The organism is Microcystis sp. M061S2 (genome assembly GCF_020245605.1).
GTDB lineage: Bacteria > Cyanobacteriota > Cyanobacteriia > Cyanobacteriales > Microcystaceae > Microcystis.
On sequence record NZ_JADBUP010000132.1, the window covers coordinates 15022 to 38414 of the forward strand.

Sequence of the window (23393 nt, forward strand, 5' to 3'; positions counted from 1 at the left end):
CTTTTTTCCTGTTTATATACTAGATAATTTTAGCGGAGCGCAGACCGAAAAAGAGACCGAGGGCAATTCCGGTAAAAACGATCAGATAACCCGCCAAAGCAGCAACAGCTAACACAGACATGGTGAAAATCTCCCAAGTAATTTAATCTTTTTTAGCATTGTACCGTTATTCTTGCCCTTCCCCTTCCTCGTCTTCTATATCTTCCCCAAAGCGCTGCTGGGGGGGGATTGCGGCGACAATTGCCTCGATTACCTTGCCCACTGGAACAATTTCTAAGCCCACATCTTCGGGATAAACTTGACCTCTGGGAACAATTGCCCGTTTAAAGCCCAATTTAGCCGCTTCTTTTAATCTTAGTTCCATTTGCGACACTAAGCGCACTTGTCCGCCTAATCCCACTTCCCCGATTAAGACTGTGCGCGGATCCACGACTCGATCGCGAAAACTGGCGACAACAGCGATCGCAACTCCCAGATCCGCCGCCGGTTCTTCCACTCCCAACCCTCCTGCGGAGGCAACATAGGCATCTAATTTCGATAAAGGAATGCCGACGCGCTTTTCTAAAACGGCGAGAATTTGCTGTAATCGGTTGTATTCTATGCCCGTGGTCGATCTTCGCGGGGAAGCATAGCTGGTAGGGCTAACTAATGCCTGTAACTCCACCACAATCGGGCGTGTACCTTCACAGGCTACCACCGTCGCCGTACCAGGGGAAAATTCGTCGCGATTGCCTAAAAACAATTCTGAGGGGTTTTCCACTTCCACCAAACCGTGGTCCACCATCTCGAAAATACCGATCTCATGGGTTGCCCCAAAACGGTTTTTCACGGATCTTAAGAGACGATGGGAGGCATAGCGATCGCCTTCAAAATATAACACCGTATCGACCAAATGTTCCAAAACTCGCGGACCGGCGATCGCCCCTTCTTTAGTCACATGACCGACAATCAATAAAGTAATATTCTCCCGTTTTGCCACCTGCATCAAGGCGGAGGTACATTCGCGAACTTGGGCGACAGATCCCGGTGCAGAAGTTAACGCCCCAAAATAAAGAGTTTGAATACTGTCAATTACCGCCACCTGTGGGCGTAGAGATTCTAATTCTCGCAAAATTTCCTCTAAATCGGTTTCTGGCAGAACGTAGAGATGATTATCGAGTTCTGAGGTTGATTCAGAGGCTTTTTTCTCCTTGCCATTGCCATTATTTTCCGACTCCACGGCAACCACTCCCACCCCCAAACGGGCAGCCCGCAGTTTAATCTGTTGTCCCGATTCTTCGGCGGAAACGTAGAGGATGCGCGGTAATCTTTGGGCGAGTTGGTTGGTAACTTGCAGTAAAAGCGTCGATTTGCCGATGCCCGGATCGCCGCCAATTAGTACAAGAGAACCGGGGACAATGCCACCACCGAGAACGCGATCGAATTCCCCGTAACCAGAGGGAAAACGTTCCTGTTCATACTGGGTAATTTCCGAGAAGCGAACCGAGATGCGCGGTTGCGGGTTGCGTTGTCCTTTGCCGTTATTTGGGCGACTATTTTGCCATCCTGGGCGATTTACCGCCGGATTATTGCCACCAGCCGTCACTTGTTCTTCTAGCGTCCCGTAGGTGTCACAACTGGGGCATTTTCCCAACCATTGGGGAGATTCCGCCCCACAAGCGCTACAGATATATATTGTTCGCGATTTCGCCATGTTTTTTAAGAAAAGTTGAAGAAAAGCGGTTTGGGGATCAATTCTCTTGTCAAATTTAATTAAGTATGATATGGGGGAAGGAAGACCATAAAGTTATTGATAATTGCCATAAAAGAAATAAAATAGGAAATTTAGGCTTAATGATAACGGCAAAAGGATATTCTATAAACAGGAACGCTCGTTATTTAACTTTAAAATTCATCACACTATTTAACTAAGGAGTGTTAATTCAGTTGGAGAACCAGAAGGAAAAAATTCTCGTTGTTGATGATGAAGCCAGCATCCGTCGTATCTTAGAGACTCGTTTGTCGATGATTGGTTATGAAGTCGTCACCGCCGCCGACGGCGAGGAAGCTTTAGAAACCTTCCGCACCGCCGAACCCGATTTAGTGGTTTTGGATGTGATGATGCCGAAATTAGACGGTTACGGTGTCTGTCAGGAACTCCGCAAAGAATCGGATATTCCTATCATTATGTTAACGGCTTTAGGGGATGTGGCCGATCGAATTACCGGGCTAGAATTGGGCGCCGATGACTATGTAGTTAAACCTTTTTCTCCCAAAGAACTCGAGGCGCGGATTCGTTCGGTGTTGCGTCGGGTAGAGAAAAATGGCGCCCCGGGGATTCCCAGCTCCGGTGTGATTCATATCGGTTCCATTAAAATCGATACCAATAAACGCCAAGTTTATAAGGGGGATGAACGCATCCGTCTGACCGGTATGGAATTTAGTTTACTAGAATTATTGGTCAGTCGCTCGGGAGAAGCTTTTTCGCGCTCGGAAATCCTTCAGGAAGTTTGGGGTTATACCCCCGAACGTCATGTGGATACGCGGGTGGTAGATGTGCATATTTCCCGTTTACGAGCCAAATTAGAGGATGATCCCAGCAATCCTGAGTTAATTCTCACCGCTAGAGGTACAGGCTATCTTTTTCAACGTATTCTAGAACCAGACGAGGAATAGTTCTCAGCTATGGTACAAGCTGATCCCAATCGTATTTTAAGACTGTTACCCCTGTTCGCCGGCATCGTCGGGGGTACGGTATTAATGTTTAATCGTTTTGCCACTGCCGATTTAACCCCATCGCAAGCGCGTTCCGATGTGATGGGAGTGATTTTGAGTGGGGTTTTAATTTTGGTGGGTTTAATCTGGCAAAGAGTTCAACCCCGCTTACCGGATGCTGTGGAATTAATCGGGCGCGAAGGTCTGGAATTTGCCCCAGATTTGCCAGAACCGGTTAAAATTGAGCTTGCCTGGGCTTCCCATTTACTTTTAACTAACACCGTGACAAAATCTCTGATCGTTTATTATCGGGGACAAGTTTTATTACGTCGCGGTATCTTAAGCCAGAATTCTGAAGTTAAAGTTAGTAATATTATCAAAAGAGTTTTAGAAACCGGTAAAGCAGTTTATTTAGTTAATTTAAATTTATATCCCGCTAAAATCGAGTTTGACTATTTGCCAGAAAACACCCAAGGCTTAATCTGTCAACCCATCGGTAAGGAAGGGGTGTTAATTTTGGCGGCAAATGCGCCGCGCAGTTATACTAAACAAGATGAAATTTGGATCGAGGGAATTGCTGATAAATTAGCCAACACTTTCAGTCAGTTTTAGACGATTTCAGTAAGATTTAAGAATTTGGTTAAGATGAGAGTAAGCAATTAGCGATCAAATTGTAGCTCAGGATTTTAACCGATGACTCAAACTGGTGAAACCGTTACCTATTCCCTTGAATCCGTCCTGACAAGGATCGAGAGTAAAATCGATACTCTCCAAAGAGATGTGGATAAAAAAATAGATTACTTCCAGAGAGATGTGGATCAAAAATTTGGCACTCTCCAAAAAGATGTTAATGATTTAAAGGTGGAAACCGCAGTAATAAAAGGAGAGATTAAAACTCTCGCTCGGAAAGTCGAAGGGATGGATAAACGACTGGAAAAAGTCGAAGATAGTTATGCAATCCTAGTTAGGGTTTGCTGAAAAAATCAGAGTCGACGGGAGACAGCTATCAGTTATCAGATGTTATTTTTCAGTTCACTGTTTACTGGACGGCTACGCCGTGCCTTTGGCAACACTGAAAAGCTCCCCACCTCCCAATTCATAATTTAGAATTTATAATTCCCACTTCCCACTTCCCCACCCAATCTAGGGAAATTACACTTTCACCACGTTGCTAAAAGAGATTTTCAGGTAATCATCTTCCATCTTTGCTCCAGAAGGTTTCAGGGCTGCTAAAGCTTGGGGCAAGACTAAATTACGACGGTGATTACCAATGCGAATATTTAACTCGTCTCCAGTTTTATTTAGTTGTATTTGTTCCTTGGGTATGCCGGGTAAATATAATTCCAGACTGTAATTATTTTCCTGTTGAACTACCCGAATGGTGTTTTCTTGGTAATAAACCTTAGTCGGATCTTCCCCGGCAAAAAGAGTTTCTTTCAGTCTTTCCAAAGCGGGTAAACCACACATTTCTTCGGAGTAGAGAGGAACTTCCTTAACCGGTAAAGGATGAAAATTATCGTAAATTTCCTGTTTATAAACCTGTTGATTTTCTTTCCAACGGGCAAAGAAAGGATCGGTTACTTTGTCGGGAATAATCCGATTAGCAATAATCAAATCGGTGGAAACATTATAGAGACTTAGATAGGCATGGGCGCGTAAAGACTCCTTAATCACCATTTTTTCGGGGTTTGTCACCAAACGTACCGACGTTTGAGTATTATCGGTCAAAACCTTTTCTAAAGCCTCGATCTGCTCGTAAAACTCGTAGGGAGCATCCATAACTTCCTTGTCTGGTAGGGAAAAACCGGTGATCGGTCGAAATAAAGGTTCTACCAGTGGTCGCAATGCCATCGACATTCCCTGTAACGGTTTGTAAAATCTTCTCATGTACCAACCGCCCACTTCTGGCAAACTCAGCAATCGTAAAGCTGTACCCGTGGGTGCGGAATCGATAATCAACACATCATAAGTACCTTCATCGTAGTGGCGCTTCATGCGAACTAAACCGAAAATCTCATCCATTCCGGGTAAAATCGCTAATTCTTCCGCTTGCACTCCATCTAAACCCCTAGCTTGCAATACCTGGGTAATGTAACGTTTTACTGCGCCCCAGTTGCCTTCTAACTCCATTAGTGCGTCTAATTCTGCCCCCCAAAGATGGGGGCGTACCAAACGAGGATCATGACCTAATTCGAGATCGAAACTGTCAGCGAGAGAGTGAGCAGGATCGGTGCTGAGAACTAGGGTTTTATAGCCAAGTTCGGCGCAGCGGAGTCCTGTAGCGGCGGCGACGGAGGTTTTACCCACGCCTCCTTTACCGGTCATGAGAATTACACGCATGGGGGCTGATTCTAAGAAAATTTACATTACTTATTCTCATTATGACGGGAAAGTTAACAAATTGAGGACAAGAATCAGCATTCTTGGCTAGAAAATTCCACTCCCCGACCATCAACCCGGGGAATTAGGCTCTGTTCAAAAAATTGCTGACAGCGATTTTCGGCATCAGCGACGAGAACTTTGGCAAAATGACCCTTTTCGAGAACTTCTTGCCTTGGACGTTGTTCGTAGGCATAGATAATCAAAATATCTCCGGGTTGACAGAGCAGAGCCGCACCGCCGTTGGGGCAAATTTCCCCGGTTTGGCCGGGAAAAACGTAGGTAGAAAAGCGCTTACCATTGCTAAGATTGACCACATCCACTTCTTCAAGCGGCAAAATACCGACCCGCTCAATCAATTCTTGATCGATAGTGATACTGCCGACATAATCGACGTTAGCCTCGCTGACGCGCACTCGATGGAGTTTGGCGTGCATTAATCGAATTGTTCCCATGTATTTTGTCCTATTTCCCCCAATTACTTCAATTATTATGCTCTCCCAGTGGGAATGTTTACTAAAAAATCTCGGTCAATGGCAAGGTTCTTTTACCCGTCTGTCTCCCCAAGGCGATTTGATCGAAGATACCCCGACTTTGGTATCTTTGCAAGGCATTAATAATAATCGATCGATTCGTCAATTGGTCCGCCGTCTCTACAGCGATCGAGTGCCGGAAGATTTAATTTTAGAGTATAGTTCTCTCCATCAGGGTATTCTATTTAGCCAGACGGGAGCTTTTTGCCAAGGTTCTTTATATTTTAGTAGTTTTTCCTCACAATTCGGAGCAGAATTTGGGTTAATCTCTGGGGAAAGACGATTAAGAATCGTACAGTTATTTAATGAGCGCTGTGAGTTCGACCGCTTGACTTTAATTCGGGAAAAGTTGGCCGATTCTAGCTCCCCAGAAAGACCGATGTTAACGGTGGAGCAATTACTCGGTCAATGGCGGGGAGAAGCGGTGACAACGGGACGGGATTTTTATAATTCTGCTGCCTATTCTACCCATGTATTGATCGAGCGTCAGGGGGATAATTATCTCTCGCAAACTTTGACTTTTGGTGATAATCAAATTACTTCTAGCGCTCGTATCGAGGGACAAAGATTGTTGTTTGAAAATGGTCCGCTGCCGATTCAAATACTGCTGCTGCCCGATGGGTCTTCCTGTAATACACCTCTGAAAATTACTGCCGGTTATCCTTTTGTTTTAGAGGTGGGTTGGTTACTTTCTCCTACTCAAAGACAGCGCCTAATTCGTTCTTATAACGAGAAGGGAGAATGGACGGGTATTACTCTGGTGACGGAGGAAAAGGTGAATTGAGATCTTAGGAGTGTTTTCAGTTATCAGTAATAAGATAACTGCTATAGCGGTGTGCAGTCGTATGAAGTACAGTGTCACGAGCTATAAACCATGCTAGGCAAGGCTTGGTCTGTATCTCACTCAAGCGCTTACCGCTATAAGTAGGTAGGTATTGAAAACTTTCAGATCCCCCCGCCTATCGGCACCCCCCTTAATAAGGGGGGCAGGGGGGATCGAACCTAAAATCCATTTTTAATTTAATTATAACCAGCTACATAGCTACTTAGCATAAAGAGTAACGATGAACCAAGAATCCCTCGCTTTTAGGAACAGGAGTGTCAAGAAGGAGTGATATTTAACGATTTACCTTGAATTTTCCTTTTTTTGCTGGCATTATCGCCAAAGACGTCGGGAAATCTATCTCTAGAGGCCCAATTTCGCCGCTAAAGCGATCGCTACCGGGAAAATGCGATGTTCTTGCACTTGAATGCGTTCATGGAGACTGGCGGCGGTATCATCGGGGAGAATGGGAACCACTGCTTGCATTAAAATTGGGCCACTATCTACCTCCGCGCGAGCGATATGCACAGTACATCCGGTCACTTTTACCCCTGCCGCTAAAGCTTGTTCCACGGCACGCACACCTTTAAAACTGGGTAGTAAACTAGGATGGATATTGATCACGCGATCGGGAAAAGCATCTAGTAAAACCGGGGTGACAATCCGCATCCAGCCCGCCATAATTACCCATTTTACGCCGTATTCCTGGAAAGTTTCTACTATTGCCCGATCGAGTTCTTCTCTGGGTTTAAATTGACGATGATCGAGGAAAACCGCAGGGATATTGTAGTGAGCGGCTTTTTCTTTTACCTTGGCATCGGGATTATTGTAGATGAGGACAGAAATCTGGGCATTTAGCTGTTTTTTAGCGATCGCTGCCGCCAAAACAGCAAAATTGGAACCACTACCAGAAGCCATCACTCCTAAAGAGAGGGTTTCCTCTAGGGGAATATCGGCCAAACTAAGATCGGGAGAAATTAAACTTGGGGAAATTGTCATCATATTTTATAAGCGAGTTCGAGTGCATTGCAAAAGCTGTTGAGGCGATTCAGCAAAGCATTATAGTAAGGATAAGCATCATCCCGTTCCTCTTGGAGATAGGCATACAAGGTTAGCTCAGGCTCTGCAGCTAGGTGATTTTTAGGGATATCGAAACCGACTTCGGTTAGGCGCGTCGCTGCGATCGCAACTAGCAACGCCCCAATGGTATTAGACTCACCATTGTGAAGCTCCCTCAGTCCGGGTAAGATGATCTCGGCCCCTGGCAACTCATTGAGATTCATGATTGTTTCTCCTCTGGTGGACATTGAAAACGTTCAATAAAGTTCTCGACTCTGCTTCTCAGCACATCAGGGTTAAGAGAGGGTGAATCGAAAAAATCCCTATCCCCCTATCTCCCCTATCCCCGTTGTTTCAAACCCGTTTCAATAGCGGCAATGACTGTTTCTATGACTTTAACGCGGGCGAAATACTTATCATTGGCCGCCACAATCGTCCAGGGGGCGACGGGGGTGCTAGTGCGGGCTACCATGTGATTAACTGCCACATGGTAGAGGGGTTGTTTTTCCCGATTGCGCCAATCTTCATCGGTGAGTTTATGTTGACGATAGGGGTTATTTTGGCGTTCGTTGAAGCGATTTAACTGTTCTTCGGGGCTAATATGTAACCAGAATTTGACTAAAACACAGCCTGAATGGGTTAATTGGGCCTCAAATTCGTTAATTTCTTGATATGCCCGTCGCCAATCCATATCTTTAGCGAATCCTTCCACTCTCTCCACCAAAACCCGCCCATACCAACTGCGATCGAATATACCGATAGTTTTGGCTGCGGGTAATTTGCGCCAGAAGCGCCAGAGGTAATGATAGCGGTGTTCTTCCTCCGTCGGGGCAGCAAAGGCAATCACTTGATAACTGCGAGGATCGAGGGTATCGGTTAAGCGTTTGATCGCACCTCCCTTACCGGCGGCATCCCACCCCTCAAACAGGACTAAAACGGGAATATTTGCCTGAAAAATCTCTAATTGCAGTTTTCTTAATTCTACCTGTGCCTGACGCAAACGGATTTTATAGTCTTCTTTTTCCAATTTGGCACTTAAGTCCACTCTCCCCAGATAATCGGGTTCCGTGGGCAGTAATTGGGCTTGGGGTGGTAGATTGACAGGGGGTTCGATCGGTAATTGGCGCTGATCCAAAGCTTGAGCGATCGTACCGACTAATTGGGAGAGAACTTTTACCCGGGCCCAACGTTGACAGTTGCCCTCCACCAATATCCAAGGGGCGGCCCCCGTGCTAGTGTAGGTAATCATTTCCTCGGCTAAACTGGCATATTCATCATAACGTTTGGCCTGTTGCCAATCTTCCGGACGCACGCGCCAAGATTCTAGTTCATTTTCGGCGTATTCTTTGATGCGTGACTTTAATTCTTTTTGACTGAGATGAATCCAGAATTTAGCGATCGCAACCCGATCATCAAATAATTGTCGCTCAAAGGTGTTGATATCGCGCATGACTAGGGGAATCTGGGAGGAGGGCAATTTATTTAAGAGTCGATCCTCTAGTAGATGGGTGTACCAACTGTGATAAAAAATGCCGATACTGCCTTTTGCTGGCAGTTTTTGCCAAAATCGCCACAAAAACGGGTAACTTTCCTCTTGGGAGGAAGGGGTTAAAATGGGATGGACGGTAAAACCGCGCGGATCCATATAGTTAACCATTTTTTTGACTAAAGTTCCCTTGCCTGCCGCCGCCCAACCTTCCAAAACCACCACCACGGGTAATTTACATTCCCAACAGGACTGCTGTAGCGATCGCAGTTGTTCCATTAAATCTTTAATTTGTGATTGATAAGTTTCCTTGTCAAGGGAAAGAGATAGATCGAGGGGACTTAACATGATGGTCAAATAAAAGCAAAATTAGGGTATAAAGTTATAGACAAGTCAATTTCAAATAGGTATGATCGCGTGTCTCAAGTTAAACCTACCATTCTCGTTACTGGCGGTGCGGGTTATATTGGTTCCCATGCGGTTCTAGCGCTCAAAAATGCCGGTTATTCCGTCATCGTACTCGATAATTTATCCTACGGTCACGCCGAAATCATTAAGGATATATTAAAAGTTGAGTTAATTGTCGGTGATACCAGGGATCGATCGCTGCTGGATAATTTATTTGCTAGTCGTGATATTGCCGCTGTCATGCACTTTGCCGCTTTTATTGCCGTGGGGGAATCGGTGCAGCAACCGGCTATTTACTATCAAAATAATGTTAGTGGTAGTCTGACTCTTTTGCAAGCGATGATCGCCGCCGATGTGAAGAAATTTGTTTTTTCTTCTACCTGTGCTATTTATGGAATGCCGAAAGAAATTCCGATGACGGAAAATCATCCCCATCATCCCCTTAGTCCCTACGCTGCCAGTAAGGAAATGGTGGAACAAATTCTTCGGGATTTTGATTCGGCCTACGGTTTAAAATCGGTGGCTTTCCGTTATTTTAATGCTTCAGGAGCCGATCCCAGTGGTTTATTAGGGGAAGATCACCAACCGGAAACCCATTTAATTCCCCTGGCTTTATTAACTGCCCTGAAAAAACGGGATTCCCTGTCAATTTTCGGCACGGATTATGATACTCCCGATGGCACTGCTGTTCGCGATTATATCCATGTCAATGATTTGGCACAGGCTCACGTTTTAGGCTTAGAATATCTCTTAAATGGGGGCGAAAGTAATGTGTTTAATTTGGGCAATGGTAACGGTTTTTCTGTGCGTGAAGTGATTGAAACAGCGCAAGCAGTAACTGGTTTAGATATTCCCGTAATCGAAAGTCCCAGAAGGGCAGGTGATGCCCCCATTTTAATCGGCAGTAGTGATAAAGCTAAACAGGTTCTCGGTTGGCATCCCCAATATGCCGATCTCAAGGTAATAGTTGAACACGCCTGGAATTGGCATCAAAAAAGACACGCTTAACAGTAAAAAACTGCTAGAGGCTGATAGTTTACTGTTATAAGCTTCCCTAGAATCCTCTCGAATACAATGGTATGAATAACCAAATAATCTTAATATTTATCGGCTTGACTTTTTTAGCAAGTTGTGCTGATAGTAAACAGTTTCAATGTCAAAAAATCTATCGGATTGCCAACGAAGTGGCCCAAGAAACCAAATCCTTAACCAACGGTCAAGGGAGAGAAATTGACCAAAAAAGTTGGCTATTAGCCGCCGATAAAATCGAACAGGGTGCGGAAAATATGAAAAAATTAGCAGTGAAAGATCCAGAACTAGAGAAATATAAAATCGCTTTCGCTCAAGTCTATGAAGATTATGCCACTGCCACTCGTGAAATAATTCAAGTTATCGAAACTCGCAATAAAAACGGGGCAAAATTAGCACAGGAAAAGGTAAGAAAAGCCGGACAATTAGAAAAAGAAACTGGCGAAGCTTTTAATACCTATTGTCAAGCACAGTAAAGCAGTTATCAGTTAGCAGTTATCAGTTAGCAGTTAGCAGTTAGCAGTTAGAAGGTGTTGGGGTTTTGGGGTATTAGTTGAAATTTCCCCATCTCCCTATCTCCCCATCACCTCACTTCTGTACTTTAGGGTTTAATTGCGTACAAAGTGCCGACATTTTTACTGCGAGGCATCCTGGAAAAGATGATAAAACCGAAGTCTTGCAGATGTTTGACTAAAGCATCGGGACCCTTGTTATGCCACTCCATCATGATAATTTTGATCTGTCCCAATTGACCAGTTGCCGCTAAAGAATCGAGGATTTCGTATTCGGAACCTTCACAATCAATCTTGGCAACTATATCGATATCGGGATAGTCAGAGGTAATACCTTTAAACACATCGGTGAAAGGTTTAAGAATTAAATCGGCTGTAGCTGTTTGTTTCGAGGCAAAAGGTTTTAATTGGTTGTCAATACCAGAAATACCAACACTACCTTTCACGGTGTAATCGTATTCGACTTGAATAATTTCATCCCGAGCGCCGACTCCATAATCAAAAGCTTTAATCTTCTCCGCTAGATTAGGATTGAGGGCAAAATTTCTTAAAGCTTGGTCGTAGGTAGCCTTAAAAGGTTCGTAACTATAGACAGCTTTCACATTAGCTCGATTGGCAAAAAAGAGACTAGCAAAACCCGTATTCATACCAATATCAATCGCTACACAGGGCTTATCATAGAGGAAATTATATACACCTAAAAGGAAAATTTCATGGGCGATATCTAAATCCTGTCCCGTCTCGATAATTAACTTAACTCCATCGATCTCGATAATTAATTCCTGCTGCTCATCGATATAAAATTTACAATCAGCCAGAGCTTTTAAGGCGTTAGCTTTGTTAAAAACTTTACTACCCAAAAGAAAATCATGCTTATTTTTGCTTAAACTGACCCCTAAAGGTTTATAAAAAAGTTGACCAGATTTAGCATCATATTCCACATAATTAGGACTAATATTATGCTCTGCCAACTGACTAGACCAATATTTATCGGTAATATGGGGATAAGTCTTAAATTGCCGATAGCGTTTATGAGCATCTAACAGTTTTTGGTAAAGCATTGCTTGTCTAGCCTCAATTCTTGAGGGTTGCTGGGAGTAATTTTATGGACAAGTCTGACAAAGTTTGATAGGCTTGTCAAGAAAATCCCTCGTCTCTGAGCATCAGAAGTCAGGAAACCCATCTCAGACAAGGTAACACAGACCATCAGGAGTTAACAAGCCTTGAATTACTCTGATTTTATATTTTGGTGGATATTAATCCTTTTTAGCGTTCCTTTCTTAACGGCGCGCTATATAGCGAAGTCCTTCAATCTCTGGCGAGGTGTTTTTGATGGGGTCGGATTAGCGGCACTGTCCCTGATCCTATTCTATTACGCTAGTCGTACCAGTTTCCTCGTTTTCATCGTTTCCCTAGCCTTTAACTACATTATGGTCTGGCTAGTGCTGAAAATCGGCGGCTGGAAGGCGAATCTCCTAGCCACTATCGTTATCGTCATTGATATTCTCGTCCTCGCTTACTTCAAGTATTTCGGCTTTTTTGTGCAGGAAATCATCGGATTGTTCGTTTCTCTCCCCCCTAACTGGAAGGAACTTTCTCCGATTCCCGTGCCTAGCCAAATACCGCCGGGGGTGTCCTTCTATACCTTCCAGATGGTGGCTTTCGTGGTGGACTCCCTACGCGAAAAGAAAAAGAAACCCCTAGCCGTCCTCGATTATGTCAATTTTATCTCCTTTTTCCCCCAAATTGTCGCAGGTCCGATCGAGCGTCGCCGGGATTTATTACCACAAATGGAGGGATTTCGCCTCAAATTTACAGGAGAAAACTTCGAGAAGGGTTTGCGTTGGCTTTCCCTCGGTTTATTTATGAAATTTGTCCTCGCCGATAACATTGCGCCCTACATCGAATTAGATAAGATGATCGACAATGCTTGGTATATCTGGTTTGAGGCCTTTTTATTCACCCTGAGAATCTATTTTGACTTCGGCGGTTATAGCTTTATTGCTGTCGGTTTAGCCTATTTTGTCGGGGTTAGATTAGAATTAAACTTTTTAGCACCCTATACATCCCAAAGTATTAACGAATTTTGGCGACGTTGGCATATTACCCTTAGCACCTGGTTTCGGGATTATGTGTTTTTACCCCTGATGGGTTCCAATAAAAATTGGGCGCCTTTTTATCTATTTATCACCTTTACTCTTTCAGGTTTCTGGCACGGTGCGGCTTGGAATTTTATCTTTTGGGGTGCTTACCACGGGGCATTATTATTATTACTGCGTTATCTAGGCCGACCTTTCTATGCTTTCGTCGGAAAATACGTTTCTCAGCCGCAAATTCTCTCCTGGGCTTTAACGCAATTGGCGGTCATTTTTGGTTGTCTCTTTTTCATGGAGGTTAACACCAGAAGATTAATCGGCAAAATGCTGGTTATTGCCAATCCTTTCAATTATTCCTTAGCTAATATCGGTGAGATTTTTAGTTCCTATAGTCTTAATCAAGGAGCAGTTTTAAGCGTTGCTTTAGTTCTTGGTATCATTGTTTTAATCCTCGAACATTTGGCTATTGCCCAGAAAAAATTTGAATATGAACTATTGTTATCGCCTTGGCTGTCTAAAATATTGCTATGTTTAACTATTCTCCTAGCTTCCACTAATACCGGTGACTTTATTTACTTTGAATTCTGATGAATACTAAATCCTTTAACCCTTTCCCCTGGTTAGCTTCTGTGGGAGTCGCTTGGTCCCTCGGCTTTGTTTATAATGTCATCTACGGCGGCGAATTAAGCTGGTTGCGGATGATGTACGAGGAAAAATCAGCGATCGCAGCAAAGGTCGAAGGACAGCGGCGTTTAATCGTCACGGCGGGATCGGGGGCGCATTATAGCATAAATTCGGAATTAATGGCCAAAGAATTGGGAATGCCCGTGGTTAACTTCGGTTTACAGGGGGATATCGGCTTAAATGTCATTGCCGCTATGATTCTCGAAAAAGCGCGCCAAGGGGACGTAATTCTGCTGATTCCCGAATATCTCATGCTCATGGATGAGGACGGTTTTAATCGCGGCGAAGGACTTTGGGGATCCGCACCTTTTAGCGTCGCTATTGGCAAACCGGGGTTAGGTGGGATACCTCTAAAAACCATGATCGAGGATACTTGGTTATTAGGTATTCCGGGGATGCGTCCAGTCACTAAATCGATGGTTGATTTATTCACCAAAGGCAGAATGACGGGTTATCTTTCCGATCCGATTACTAATACAGGTGATCCGACTATAGTTAAGGAAAGAACGGGGAAATGGTGGCAAATGACCTTTGATACCGCTGCTTCTCCTCACTCGATTAAAGTTATTGAAAAACTCAAGAAAGATTTAGAAGCAAAAGGAGCGACTTTAGTGGTTTCTTTGCCCTGGGTTTATGCTAAAAATGAGGGTAAAACCGTTGCTAATATTCGCAAATCTGCTGAAGAATTAAGTCGGGTTGTGCCAACAATTTATGACCCAAAAGACTTGAATATTAAGACCGATTCTACTATTTTTGCTGACACTCACTATCATCTTTTACCCCCGGCGAGAATTATTCGTTCAGAACAATTAGTTTCGGAACTGAAACCCATCCTAAACACAACTGAGAATAAAAATCCATGAATAAACCTATAACTAAGATTTGCATTCTGGGGGGTGGTTTTGGAGGGTTATATACGGCACTCGATCTGAGTCGATTAACAGCAGTAAAATCATGTCAATGGCAAATAACTTTAGTCGAACCAAAAGACCATTTTCTCTTTACTCCCCTTCTCTATGAACTAATTACAGGAGAATTGCAACGCTGGGAAATTGCCCCTTCCTACCGTCAATTATTAACAGGAACTCAGGTTAATTTAAAAACTCAAAAAGCTAGTAATATTGACTTAAACAATCATCAAGTATATTTAGAAAATGAGGAGGTTATAGATTATGATTACCTCGTTTTAGCGGTGGGAGTGCGGAATCGTTGGCCGGCTATACCGGGGTTAGCCGATTATGGGCTAACTTTTCGGAGTTTAGAGGATGTGGAAAGATTACAAACGGCAATTCATGACTTAGAAACTCAAGGAAAATCTTCAATTAATTTAGCAATTATTGGCGGCGGTCCCAATGGAGTAGAATTAGCCTGTAAGGTAGCTGATCGTTTAGGAAAAAAAGGCAAAGTTCATCTAGTGGAAAGGAACGAGGAAATACTGCAAAACTTCCCTAAATCGGTGCGTGTTGCTTCCTATCGTTCCCTTTTAGCCAAGAATGTTAGTCTCTATTTAAACACGGGATTAAAGGAAGTTAACGCTAATTCCATAACCGTATTTAAAGATAATATAAATGAGGTTATCCCCATTGATTTATTATTGTGGACAGCAGGAACTGAGGCACAGGATTGGATCAATAATTTAGATTGTCAGAAAACAGCACAAGGCAAATTATTAACCCGTTCCAGTTTACAATTAATCGACTATCCCGAAGTTTTTGCCGTTGGGGATATAGCCGAAATTTATCCTAGTAAACAGGTAATTCCTGCCACAGCACAAGCAGCCTATCAAGCAGCCAGTGTAGTAGCCAAAAATATCTCGGCAGTGATTAGAAAAAAATCGCTCAAATCCTATTATTATCTGCATTTAGGTGATATGTTAACCTTAGGTAAACAATCAGCCCTTGTCTCCAGTTTTGGCATTAATATTACTGGTAGATTAGCTGATATAATGCGTCGATTTGTCTATATACTGCGTTTACCCAGCAAACGTCATCAATTGAAAGTGTTTCAACATTGGGCAAAAAAAATTCTTCTCCGACTCCGTTATTCACAAGTGTTATCTAAACAACCGATTGAATCAAAAAATACTCGTTAACTGTAGTTAAAATCCATGAAAAACTTTCTCAAAAGTATGGCAGCACCTTGGCAAGCAATCCCAGAGATTCTCAAAAACCTTAAGTCTCTGAATAGTTCCTCCTCAAAATATCAAGATATACTAACAGAGTTACAAATTGACAATTATCTGCTAGAAAACTTGTATAAAAACCCAAAATATGATAGCCCTAAAAAACTAAACCGCTACGAATTTAAGGTTTTTTCGCAAGCGGGAGAAGATGGCATTACTAGCGAAATTTTTAATCGCATTGGAACCACAAATAAATTCTTTGTGGAATTTGGAGTTGGCAACGGTTTAGAAAATAATAGTACCTATTTGTTAGTGAAAGGATGGCAAGGTTATTGGATTGAAGGCAGTGAGCGATTTTGTAAAAGTATTCGCCAATCTTTTGAAGATTTAATTGCTAAGCAACAATTAACTTTAAAAAATACTTTTATCACTGCCGAAAATATTGAAGACTTGTTTCGAGAGGGCAATGTACCGACAGAATTAGATTTATTATCCATTGATATTGATGGTAATGATTATTGGGTCTGGCAAGCAATTACTAATTATCGTCCCCGGGTGGTAATTCTTGAATATAATGCTATTTATCACCCCGAATCCAGTTGGGTGATGCAGTATAATCCCAGTCACCAATGGAAATATAATAGTCATATGGGATCAAGTTTGAAAGCTTTAGAAAAACTTGGTCATCAAAAGGGTTATAAACTGGTGGGTTGTAGTTTTTCGGGAGTGAATGCTTTCTTTGTGCGAGAAGATTTACTCGGAGATAATTTCTGTTCCCCTTTTAGTGCTGAAAATCATTACGAACCCGCGCGCTATTTTCTTTGTTCCCAAAAAGCTGGACATCCTCGCGCTTTTGGCAAATTTAAGACTATATGAGTCAGGGAAATTAACCGATAATTAATAACTTGTTGGAGCAGGTTAATTTAAGCAGCAACCAGGGTGAGAGCATCTTAAACGCTATTGACAATTGGCCAATTTTGTGATCCGTTTGCTGTGCGGGTATTTCAAGTGATACCAGTCAATCAGAATAGTCACGAAATCGACCCATTTGGTCGATTTTTGCTTAACAATTGAGATGGGCAATTTTCCTCAAATATGTCTGAATCGTCCTCTGGGTAAGCAACTCACCTAAAGTTCATTTTGTCAAGGATTGTTAAGATGCGCTTACCCTGTCCTCCTCTAGACCGTCTCCCGTCTCCTAATCTAAGAGAAGATTTTTGATTTTTGCAGGAGATATAATCAATCTATCGATTTTGACCCCTAAAAGCTGACAGCGGACGACGGAAATTGATTGCGGCAAAAAGCGCAAAAATGATTACAATCGATACAAAATATCAACGACTAGGATTAAATGGCTACTCATATTGTTACTGGTGTCGCGGGTTTTATCGGTTCTAACTTGGCAGAAAAGCTTTTAGAACAAGGAGATCAGGTGATCGGTATCGATCAATTTAACGATTATTACGACCCCAGTTTAAAGCGCAAAAATGCCCATATTCTAGCAAAATATCCCGAATTTAAGTTAATTGAAGCGGATATACAAGCCCTCGACTGGAGACAACTGTTGCCAGGAGTAGAAGTATTATTTCATCAGGCAGCCCAAGCGGGAGTCAGAGCAAGCTGGGGTGATGGATTTCGTCAATATACCGAAAGAAATATAAATGCTACTCAAATTATTCTTGAGGCCGCTAAGGAAACCCCTTCTTTACAACGGATGGTTTTTGCTTCCACCTCCTCGGTGTATGGCAACGCGGAAACGATGCCGACTCCGGAAACCCTTTGTCCCCAACCAGTTTCACCCTACGGCATCACCAAATTAGCGGCAGAAAGACTCTGTTGGCTATATCACCAGAATTTTAACGTTCCCGTCACTGCCTTGCGTTATTTCACCGTTTATGGACCGCGGCAACGTCCCGATATGGCTTTCCATAAGTTTTTTCAAGCAGCGATCGCGGGTAAACCAATCGGCATCTACGGGGATGGCAAACAAACCCGCGATTTTACCTTCATTAGCGATGCTGTAGCCGCCAATTTAGCCGCTGCCGTCGTGCCGGAAGCGGTGGGTGAGGTGTTTAATATTGGTGGTGGTAGTCGCGTGGTATTGCTGGATGTCTTGGATACCATGGAAAAAGTCATCGGTAAACCGATCAAGCGATCGCATCAAGGATTGGCCCGGGGAGATGCCCGTCACACCGCCGCCGATGTCACCAAAGCGCGTACTATTCTAGGTTATAACCCCCAAGTCTCTTTAGCCGAAGGATTAGCCCAAGAATGGCAGTGGATTCAGGGATTATATTGTTAAGTTAATTAGGGTCTGTTGAAAAAGTTTGTTGGTGGGGGCAGGGTGTGGGGTGTGGGGTGTAGGGTTTTACCCATTTTCAGGCGGTCAATTACCTAATTTTCAGGGAAAAGTGCCTAAATTTCCCCCCGATCACTCCCATGCCCGGCACTTTTTGATTTCAAAAAGTCTAAAAGTCTTACCCAACAAAGTTTTTAGCTTTATTCAGCAGACCCTACATATATAACCCATCGGGGAAGGGAGGGAGACGCTGACTTTTGCCATTGCCAGGTGGAACCTTGGCACGAGACAAGAGAATCGAGTCGCCCCCACCCTACTGTTCCTATTTCCGTTTCTTCAGGCTAGAAGCTAACCCTAATCCTCCCAATCCTAACAAGGCAACCACAGAACCCGGTTCAGGGACGCTAGTGGGTGGTGGAGAAGTAGTCCCCTCAAGGCTAAATTGGTAAGGGCCATCCGTAGGAAAAGAATCCCAACTTCCCCCTTGACTGTTACTTTTAACGAAACCATCACCAATCGTCCAACCAGGGAGTCCTGTTTGAGCGGCAGATGAGGTATACCCCCAAATATAAGACCCAGTACCACTTGAAATACCACTGACTAACCAGTAAGTGGTATTAGCGGCTAATGTGTACGGAGTAGCCAGGGTAAAGGTGTTATTGGCGAGAGAGGTGGTAATGGAAGCCGGGTTAGTAAAACTGGTTAGCTGAGTGCCGGGGGTTCCACTGCTGTTGCTATAGAGACGAACAAACAAGTTGGGATCGGCGGTGTTTTCTCCGAACAAAAGAGTAGCAGAATTAAGGTTATAACTGCTACTGCCAGTTGTAAAGCTTGATCCTTGCCAAACGTTAATGGCTACATCTCCTGTGCCATTATTTCCTTGAGATAAGTTCTCAACGAGGGTGACAGCAGAAGCTTGTTGTCCTAAACCTAGGGAAAGAAGGAGAGCAAGGCTACCCCCCCCCGATTTTTGCCAGAATTTGCTGATTTTTGGTCATTTTTCCAATTTAAGGTTAAGAAGGTTGAAATTGTTCTTGATTGATGGTCTATCTTCTGAGCATCTGCTCGGAAAAAAGGTTTGTAGTAACTTAGCGCAGATTAACTCGCTAGGTTGTACGGCCTCGTCCGCAGAATATAGAATTTAGTGTAGAAATGTCAAGTTTTTAAGATAGGTAGATGATAAGTAGGGTTTGCGGCAAAAAGTTTGTTGGTGGGGGCAGGGTGTGGGGTGTGGGGTGTGGGGTGTGGGGTGTGGGGTTTTACCCATTTTCACGCGGTCAATTACCTAATTTTCAGGGAAAAAGTGCCTAAATTTCCCCCCGATCACTCCCATGCCTGGTACTTTTTGATTGACAAAAGGTCTAAAAGTCTTATCCAACAAGGTTTTTAGCTTTATTCAGCAAGCCCTAATTATAACCAGCTACTTATATGGGAGCGATCTTTCTTTGTGTTCTTTGTGTCTTTGTGGTTCCTTCCTTTACCCACCCAAGAGAGCCGGTGAGAAGATGGAAAATTAGTTAACCTTTTGGCAATTATCTGGATGACTAAAAATAAAAGAGTGCTGATTTTAGGGGGAACGGGGGAAGCGGCGGCATTAGCGGCTAAAATTGCGACAATTCCGGGTATAGATGCCATCGCTTCCTTTGCCGGTCGCACGAGAGAACCGATTACTCTCACAACTCCTTCTCGCCGGGGGGGGTTTGGTGGTGCCGCCGGGTTAGCCAATTATCTACGCCAAGAAAGCATTGATTGTTTAATTGATGCCACCCATCCCTTTGCCGCACAAATTTCCTTTAATGCCGCTCAAGCCGCCTCGGATTGTGGTATTCCTCGATTAATCTTAAGTCGTCCAGCTTGGGAAAAAGTATCTGGAGATAATTGGATTGAAGTAGAAAACAATCAAGCGGCAGCGAATATTTTATCGGGGTTAGCGCCGCGAATATTTCTCACTATTGGTCGGCAAGAACTGGCAAGTTATGCACATTTAAACAATATCTGGTTTTTGATGCGGATGATCGACCCGCCAGAAGCGGATGCCATCGTACCGGTTGGAAAATTATTGTTGGAACGGGGGCCTTTTTCTTTGCAGTCAGAGCGCTCTCTTTTACAAGAATATAAGATTGGGGCGATCGTGAGTAAAAATAGCGGCGGTGATGCCACCTACGCCAAAATTATCGCCGCTAGAGAGTTGGGAATAACCGTGGTCATGGTACAACGTCCACCTGTACCTGAAGGAGAAAAAGTGGCAGATGTTGAAAGTGTCCTAGCATGGTTAGAAAAAAGATGGCTCTCTTGATTTTTCTGGGAAAATCATCGAAAATCGGTAAAACCCCACACCCCACACCCTGCCCCCAAGAAAAACTTTTTGCCGCAAACCCTAAGTAGGTTACAGTTTTTGAAAAATGGTATTAGTACGGCTCAAATTTTACGCGAATACATTAAGCGACTACCAAAACCAAAAGAGTAACAGGCAATTCTTCGCTCACCCCAAGGAGTGAAACTCCTCATTGCCGCGGTGGAACTTCCCCACCCCGCTAGGTGTCCGGGTGGGGACTGACGCGGAATCGTTCACCCTAATTTCGGTAAACCCATACTATAGTTCTGTACTCTGGCGTTGAGATTATAGCTAATTTCGCCTTTTTGCAGGAGAGAACGGATAAAATGTTCTAGATCTGAACCGATGCGACGGAGATTATATTCGCTCAGTTCTTCCCCATTGTAGGATTCTACCAATTCATCAAACTTACTATAAACCTTATTGAGAGCCACTTCTTCCCAATTAAATTCATTATCGGGATCCACATCAAGAGTCAAAACATTGTTACTCTCGATTAATTGATTATTTTTTACTTCAGCCGTATAAATGCGAATATGACGGGTCGTGGATTTTAACAGCATGGAATCTTCAGGGTAAGTTAGACGCTATGTCTAAGATTTTGCCATGATTTGCGGCAATGGGGAATTGGGAATTATAAATTATGAATTATGAATTATGAATTATGAAGTGGGGAGTGGCAAGTGGCAAGTGGCAAGTGGCAAGTGGGGAGCGGGGAGAATAAATAAGAATAATCTCCTGTCTCCCGAATACTGTTTACGGATTGACCAGAAACGTGATACTATAATAGATTGCAGTATTTAAGCAGAGATCACGAGTCCTATGGCCTTAACCCAGACCAAAAAACAAGAACTAATCAGCCAATACCAGGCCCACGAAACCGATACAGGATCATCGGAGTTACAGGTAGCTTTCCTAACCGAGAGAATCAACCAACTGACCGAACACCTGAAAGCTAACCCGAAAGACCACGCTTCCCGTCGGGGATTACTCCAGATGATCGGTCGTCGTCGGGGACTGTTAACCTATATCCAGAAGAAAGATCAACAACGTTATCAAACCCTGATTGGTCGTCTCGGAATTCGCCGTTAAGCTTACCCCCTTTGCATCCCTACCATGGCCTCTGAATCGAAATCGACGGAGAAAAAAGAGCGTCTTCCCTTTGAGCCGCGCCAAAATAAGCGAAAAACCCCGAAAATTGCCCCTAGTCCCGTGCCACCGCCGATAAAGAATCGCTCCGAGGAAACCAGCTTAAAGGCAATTCCGCAAGCGGTCAGTCAACGGATGGCCAAACGGATGGCGGTATTTTGTGGCATTCCGACAGTATTGGGGATAACTTCCTTTTTTGGCTTCTACTGGATTATTAGCCACGATCTTCTCGAAATCCCTTCCTACGTCGCCATGCTCGTCAGTTTAAGCCTATTTGGTCTAGGTTTTATCGGTCTGAGTTATGGCATCTTCTCCGCTTCTTGGGACGAGGATCGGGTGGGGGATTGGCTAGGATGGCAAGAATTTCAAGCTAATTTTGGCAGAACGATCGCTGCTTGGCGGTCCGGCAAAAAAGAAGTGGAAGAAAAATAGATAACCTCTAGAAATCGTCAACAATAGAGATTAAAGAAAAAAATAAAGGGTTAATGCCATGATTATTGTCATGAAAGTTGGTTCCCCGGAAATTGAAATCGAGCGCGTCAGTGCTGAATTCGAGGCATGGGGATTAAGTCCTGAAAAAATCGTCGGTAAGCATAAAGTCGTCATCGGTTTAGTCGGAGAAACCAGGGAATTAGACCCCCTACAAATCCAAGAACTAAGCCCTTGGATCGAAACCGTCCTGCGAGTCGAACAACCCTTCAAACGCGCCTCTTTAGAATACCGTCACGGGGAATACAGCGAGGTTTTAGTCCCCACTCCTAACGGTGTTATCCCCATCGGCAGAAATCATCCCGTTAGCATTGTCGCCGGCCCCTGTTCGGTGGAAAATGAGGCGATGATCGTGGAAACTGCCAAACGAGTGGCGGCAGCCGGAGCGCAATTCCTCCGCGGTGGCGCCTACAAACCCCGCACTTCTCCATACGCTTTCCAAGGTCACGGGGAAAGCGCTTTGGAATTACTAGCGGCGGCTAGAGATGCCAGTGGTTTGGGTATTATTACGGAAGTAATGGACGCGGCGGATCTCGATAAGATTGTCGAAATAGCCGACGTGGTGCAGGTGGGGGCCCGCAATATGCAGAATTTTTCCCTCCTGAAAAAAGTTGGGGCGCAACCGAAACCAGTCCTACTCAAGCGCGGCATGGCGGCCACTATTGAAGATTGGTTGATGGCGGCAGAATATATCCTCGCGGCAGGAAATAGCAATGTCATTCTCTGCGAACGCGGTATCCGCACCTTTGACAGTAAATATACTCGTAATACCCTAGATTTATCCTGTATTCCCGTTTTAAGAACTTTAACTCACCTGCCGATCATGATCGATCCTAGCCACGGTACGGGTAAATGGGAATATGTACCGACCATGGCCATGGCTTCCCTGGCAGCTGGGGCCGATTCCTTGATGATCGAGGTGCATCCTAACCCGGCCAAGGCCCTATCTGATGGGCCGCAATCCTTGACTCCCGACCGGTTCGATCGATTAACTCAGGAGTTAGCGGTCATCGGTAAGACGATCGGGCGTTGGCCCCAGGTTCCAGCACTGGTTTAATAAGATAATAAGGGGGTGAATCAACCCCCTTTTTTGGGCATAAATTTCGCTTTTCGGGGCAGTTATGGTGACAGTTCCTCTGGAGTTAAATACTGAGCAAATTAGGGGCGAAAAACGGGTAGTTTTTAATCATCTCAGTTGGTTATCCTATCGGCAAATTTTACAGGCCCTAGGGGAAAATAATCGCGCCCATTTATTTTATGATCGTGGCACTTTAGAGATTACTATGCCCCTAGAAG

The 23393-nt window shown here is 44.0% G+C and carries 25 protein-coding genes and 1 pseudogene; 16 read left to right on the forward strand and 10 right to left on the reverse strand.

The genetic code is table 11. The features are described 5' to 3' along the window. Positions 1-19: 19 nt before the first annotated feature. Together petL and radA are read right to left on the reverse strand one after the other, a co-directional pair. Positions 20-121, reverse strand: a complete 102-nt coding sequence (gene petL, locus IM475_RS20005) for a cytochrome b6-f complex subunit PetL (RefSeq protein ID WP_002752397.1) — start codon at positions 119-121, stop codon at positions 20-22. A gap of 45 nt (positions 122-166) precedes the next feature. After that, positions 167-1693: a DNA repair protein RadA gene (gene radA, locus IM475_RS20010; protein WP_287728883.1), complete on the reverse strand. Its 1527-nt coding sequence runs from the start codon at positions 1691-1693 to the stop codon at positions 167-169. A gap of 233 nt (positions 1694-1926) precedes the next feature. Between radA and rpaB the strand changes: the two genes are divergently transcribed. From rpaB to IM475_RS20025, 3 genes are all read left to right on the forward strand, one after another. Further along, complete coding sequence (rpaB, locus tag IM475_RS20015; RefSeq protein WP_002781934.1) at positions 1927-2655, forward strand: response regulator transcription factor RpaB; 729 nt, start codon at positions 1927-1929, stop codon at positions 2653-2655. A 9-nt stretch (positions 2656-2664) separates the two neighbouring features. Beyond that, the gene (locus IM475_RS20020) at positions 2665-3306 is read left to right on the forward strand and encodes a cofactor assembly of complex C subunit B (protein ID WP_287659905.1); all 642 of its coding nucleotides are present in this window, start codon (positions 2665-2667) and stop codon (positions 3304-3306) included. Positions 3307-3387: 81 nt separating this feature from the next. Then, positions 3388-3672 carry a hypothetical protein gene (locus tag IM475_RS20025; protein WP_287659906.1) on the forward strand — a complete coding sequence of 95 codons (285 nt, stop codon included), beginning with the start codon at positions 3388-3390 and terminating at the stop codon, positions 3670-3672. A gap of 174 nt (positions 3673-3846) precedes the next feature. On the opposite strand, the gene IM475_RS20030 is transcribed toward IM475_RS20025, so the two are convergent. Together IM475_RS20030 and panD are read right to left on the reverse strand one after the other, a co-directional pair. Then, entirely contained in the window at positions 3847-5034 is a 1188-nt protein-coding gene (locus IM475_RS20030; protein ID WP_287728885.1) for a TRC40/GET3/ArsA family transport-energizing ATPase, read from the reverse strand. 74 nt (positions 5035-5108) lie between these two features. Further along, a complete protein-coding gene (gene panD / locus IM475_RS20035) occupies positions 5109-5528 on the reverse strand; it encodes an aspartate 1-decarboxylase (protein ID WP_287728886.1) in 420 nt (139 codons plus the stop codon). A 37-nt stretch (positions 5529-5565) separates the two neighbouring features. On the opposite strand from panD, the gene IM475_RS20040 reads away from it, so the two are divergent. After that, positions 5566-6390 carry a DUF3598 family protein gene (locus tag IM475_RS20040; RefSeq protein WP_287728900.1) on the forward strand — a complete coding sequence of 275 codons (825 nt, stop codon included), beginning with the start codon at positions 5566-5568 and terminating at the stop codon, positions 6388-6390. A 402-nt stretch (positions 6391-6792) separates the two neighbouring features. On the opposite strand, the gene purN is transcribed toward IM475_RS20040, so the two are convergent. From purN to pap, 3 genes are all read right to left on the reverse strand, one after another. After that, a complete protein-coding gene (gene purN, locus IM475_RS20045) occupies positions 6793-7431 on the reverse strand; it encodes a phosphoribosylglycinamide formyltransferase (protein WP_287728887.1) in 639 nt (212 codons plus the stop codon). Further along, the gene (locus IM475_RS20050; protein ID WP_287728888.1) at positions 7428-7712 is read right to left on the reverse strand and encodes a hypothetical protein; all 285 of its coding nucleotides are present in this window, start codon (positions 7710-7712) and stop codon (positions 7428-7430) included. The genes purN and IM475_RS20050 overlap by 4 nt, the downstream gene beginning before the upstream one ends. Before the next feature lie 116 nt (positions 7713-7828). Next, on the reverse strand, positions 7829-9322 hold the full coding sequence (gene pap / locus IM475_RS20055; RefSeq protein WP_287728889.1) for a polyphosphate:AMP phosphotransferase: 1494 nt from the start codon (positions 9320-9322) through the stop codon (positions 7829-7831). Between the two features lie 69 nt (positions 9323-9391). On the opposite strand from pap, the gene galE reads away from it, so the two are divergent. Both galE and IM475_RS20065 read left to right on the forward strand, forming a co-directional pair. Beyond that, positions 9392-10390 (forward strand): UDP-glucose 4-epimerase GalE, encoded by a 999-nt coding sequence (galE, locus tag IM475_RS20060; protein WP_287728890.1) that lies wholly within the window; start codon positions 9392-9394, stop codon positions 10388-10390. 71 nt (positions 10391-10461) lie between these two features. Next, positions 10462-10887, forward strand: coding sequence for a hypothetical protein (locus IM475_RS20065; RefSeq protein WP_287659841.1), 426 nt, complete (start codon positions 10462-10464; stop codon positions 10885-10887). 125 nt (positions 10888-11012) lie between these two features. On the opposite strand, the gene IM475_RS20070 is transcribed toward IM475_RS20065, so the two are convergent. Continuing rightward, positions 11013-11984: an FkbM family methyltransferase gene (locus IM475_RS20070; RefSeq protein ID WP_287728891.1), complete on the reverse strand. Its 972-nt coding sequence runs from the start codon at positions 11982-11984 to the stop codon at positions 11013-11015. A gap of 162 nt (positions 11985-12146) precedes the next feature. Here IM475_RS20070 and IM475_RS20075 point away from each other — a divergent pair, with 162 nt between their 5' ends. The 5 genes from IM475_RS20075 (at position 12147) to IM475_RS20095 (ending at position 18127) form a co-directional block, all read left to right on the forward strand. Beyond that, on the forward strand, positions 12147-13607 hold the full coding sequence (locus IM475_RS20075; RefSeq protein ID WP_287728892.1) for an MBOAT family O-acyltransferase: 1461 nt from the start codon (positions 12147-12149) through the stop codon (positions 13605-13607). Beyond that, positions 13607-14566 (forward strand): hypothetical protein, encoded by a 960-nt coding sequence (locus IM475_RS20080; RefSeq protein ID WP_287728893.1) that lies wholly within the window; start codon positions 13607-13609, stop codon positions 14564-14566. The genes IM475_RS20075 and IM475_RS20080 overlap by 1 nt, the downstream gene beginning before the upstream one ends. After that, on the forward strand, positions 14563-15795 hold the full coding sequence (locus IM475_RS20085) for an NAD(P)/FAD-dependent oxidoreductase (protein ID WP_287728895.1): 1233 nt from the start codon (positions 14563-14565) through the stop codon (positions 15793-15795). The genes IM475_RS20080 and IM475_RS20085 overlap by 4 nt, the downstream gene beginning before the upstream one ends. Before the next feature lie 15 nt (positions 15796-15810). Next, positions 15811-16701 carry a class I SAM-dependent methyltransferase gene (locus tag IM475_RS20090; protein ID WP_287728897.1) on the forward strand — a complete coding sequence of 297 codons (891 nt, stop codon included), beginning with the start codon at positions 15811-15813 and terminating at the stop codon, positions 16699-16701. A 475-nt stretch (positions 16702-17176) separates the two neighbouring features. After that, complete coding sequence (locus tag IM475_RS20095; protein ID WP_287659835.1) at positions 17177-18127, forward strand: NAD-dependent epimerase/dehydratase family protein; 951 nt, start codon at positions 17177-17179, stop codon at positions 18125-18127. 319 nt (positions 18128-18446) lie between these two features. On the opposite strand, the gene IM475_RS20100 is transcribed toward IM475_RS20095, so the two are convergent. Beyond that, complete coding sequence (locus IM475_RS20100; RefSeq protein WP_353737464.1) at positions 18447-19112, reverse strand: choice-of-anchor R domain-containing protein; 666 nt, start codon at positions 19110-19112, stop codon at positions 18447-18449. Between the two features lie 552 nt (positions 19113-19664). Here IM475_RS20100 and IM475_RS20105 point away from each other — a divergent pair. After that, positions 19665-20420 carry a cobalt-precorrin-6A reductase gene (locus IM475_RS20105; RefSeq protein WP_287728899.1) on the forward strand — a complete coding sequence of 252 codons (756 nt, stop codon included), beginning with the start codon at positions 19665-19667 and terminating at the stop codon, positions 20418-20420. Positions 20421-20692: 272 nt separating this feature from the next. Here the strand turns inward: IM475_RS20105 and IM475_RS20110 are convergent, their stop codons facing one another. Further along, positions 20693-21022, reverse strand: coding sequence for an NAD(P)H-quinone oxidoreductase subunit M (locus IM475_RS20110; protein ID WP_002738864.1), 330 nt, complete (start codon positions 21020-21022; stop codon positions 20693-20695). 259 nt (positions 21023-21281) lie between these two features. On the opposite strand from IM475_RS20110, the gene rpsO reads away from it, so the two are divergent. The 4 genes and pseudogenes from rpsO to IM475_RS23060 all read left to right on the forward strand — a co-directional run. Continuing rightward, positions 21282-21551 (forward strand): 30S ribosomal protein S15, encoded by a 270-nt coding sequence (gene rpsO / locus IM475_RS20115; RefSeq protein ID WP_002738807.1) that lies wholly within the window; start codon positions 21282-21284, stop codon positions 21549-21551. Positions 21552-21575: 24 nt separating this feature from the next. Next, positions 21576-22040 carry a PAM68 family protein gene (locus IM475_RS20120; RefSeq protein WP_287661863.1) on the forward strand — a complete coding sequence of 155 codons (465 nt, stop codon included), beginning with the start codon at positions 21576-21578 and terminating at the stop codon, positions 22038-22040. 58 nt (positions 22041-22098) lie between these two features. Further along, on the forward strand, positions 22099-23154 hold the full coding sequence (aroF, locus tag IM475_RS20125; protein ID WP_150978449.1) for a 3-deoxy-7-phosphoheptulonate synthase: 1056 nt from the start codon (positions 22099-22101) through the stop codon (positions 23152-23154). A 64-nt stretch (positions 23155-23218) separates the two neighbouring features. Further along, positions 23219-23393: pseudogene (locus IM475_RS23060) on the forward strand (Uma2 family endonuclease); the annotation flags it as partial.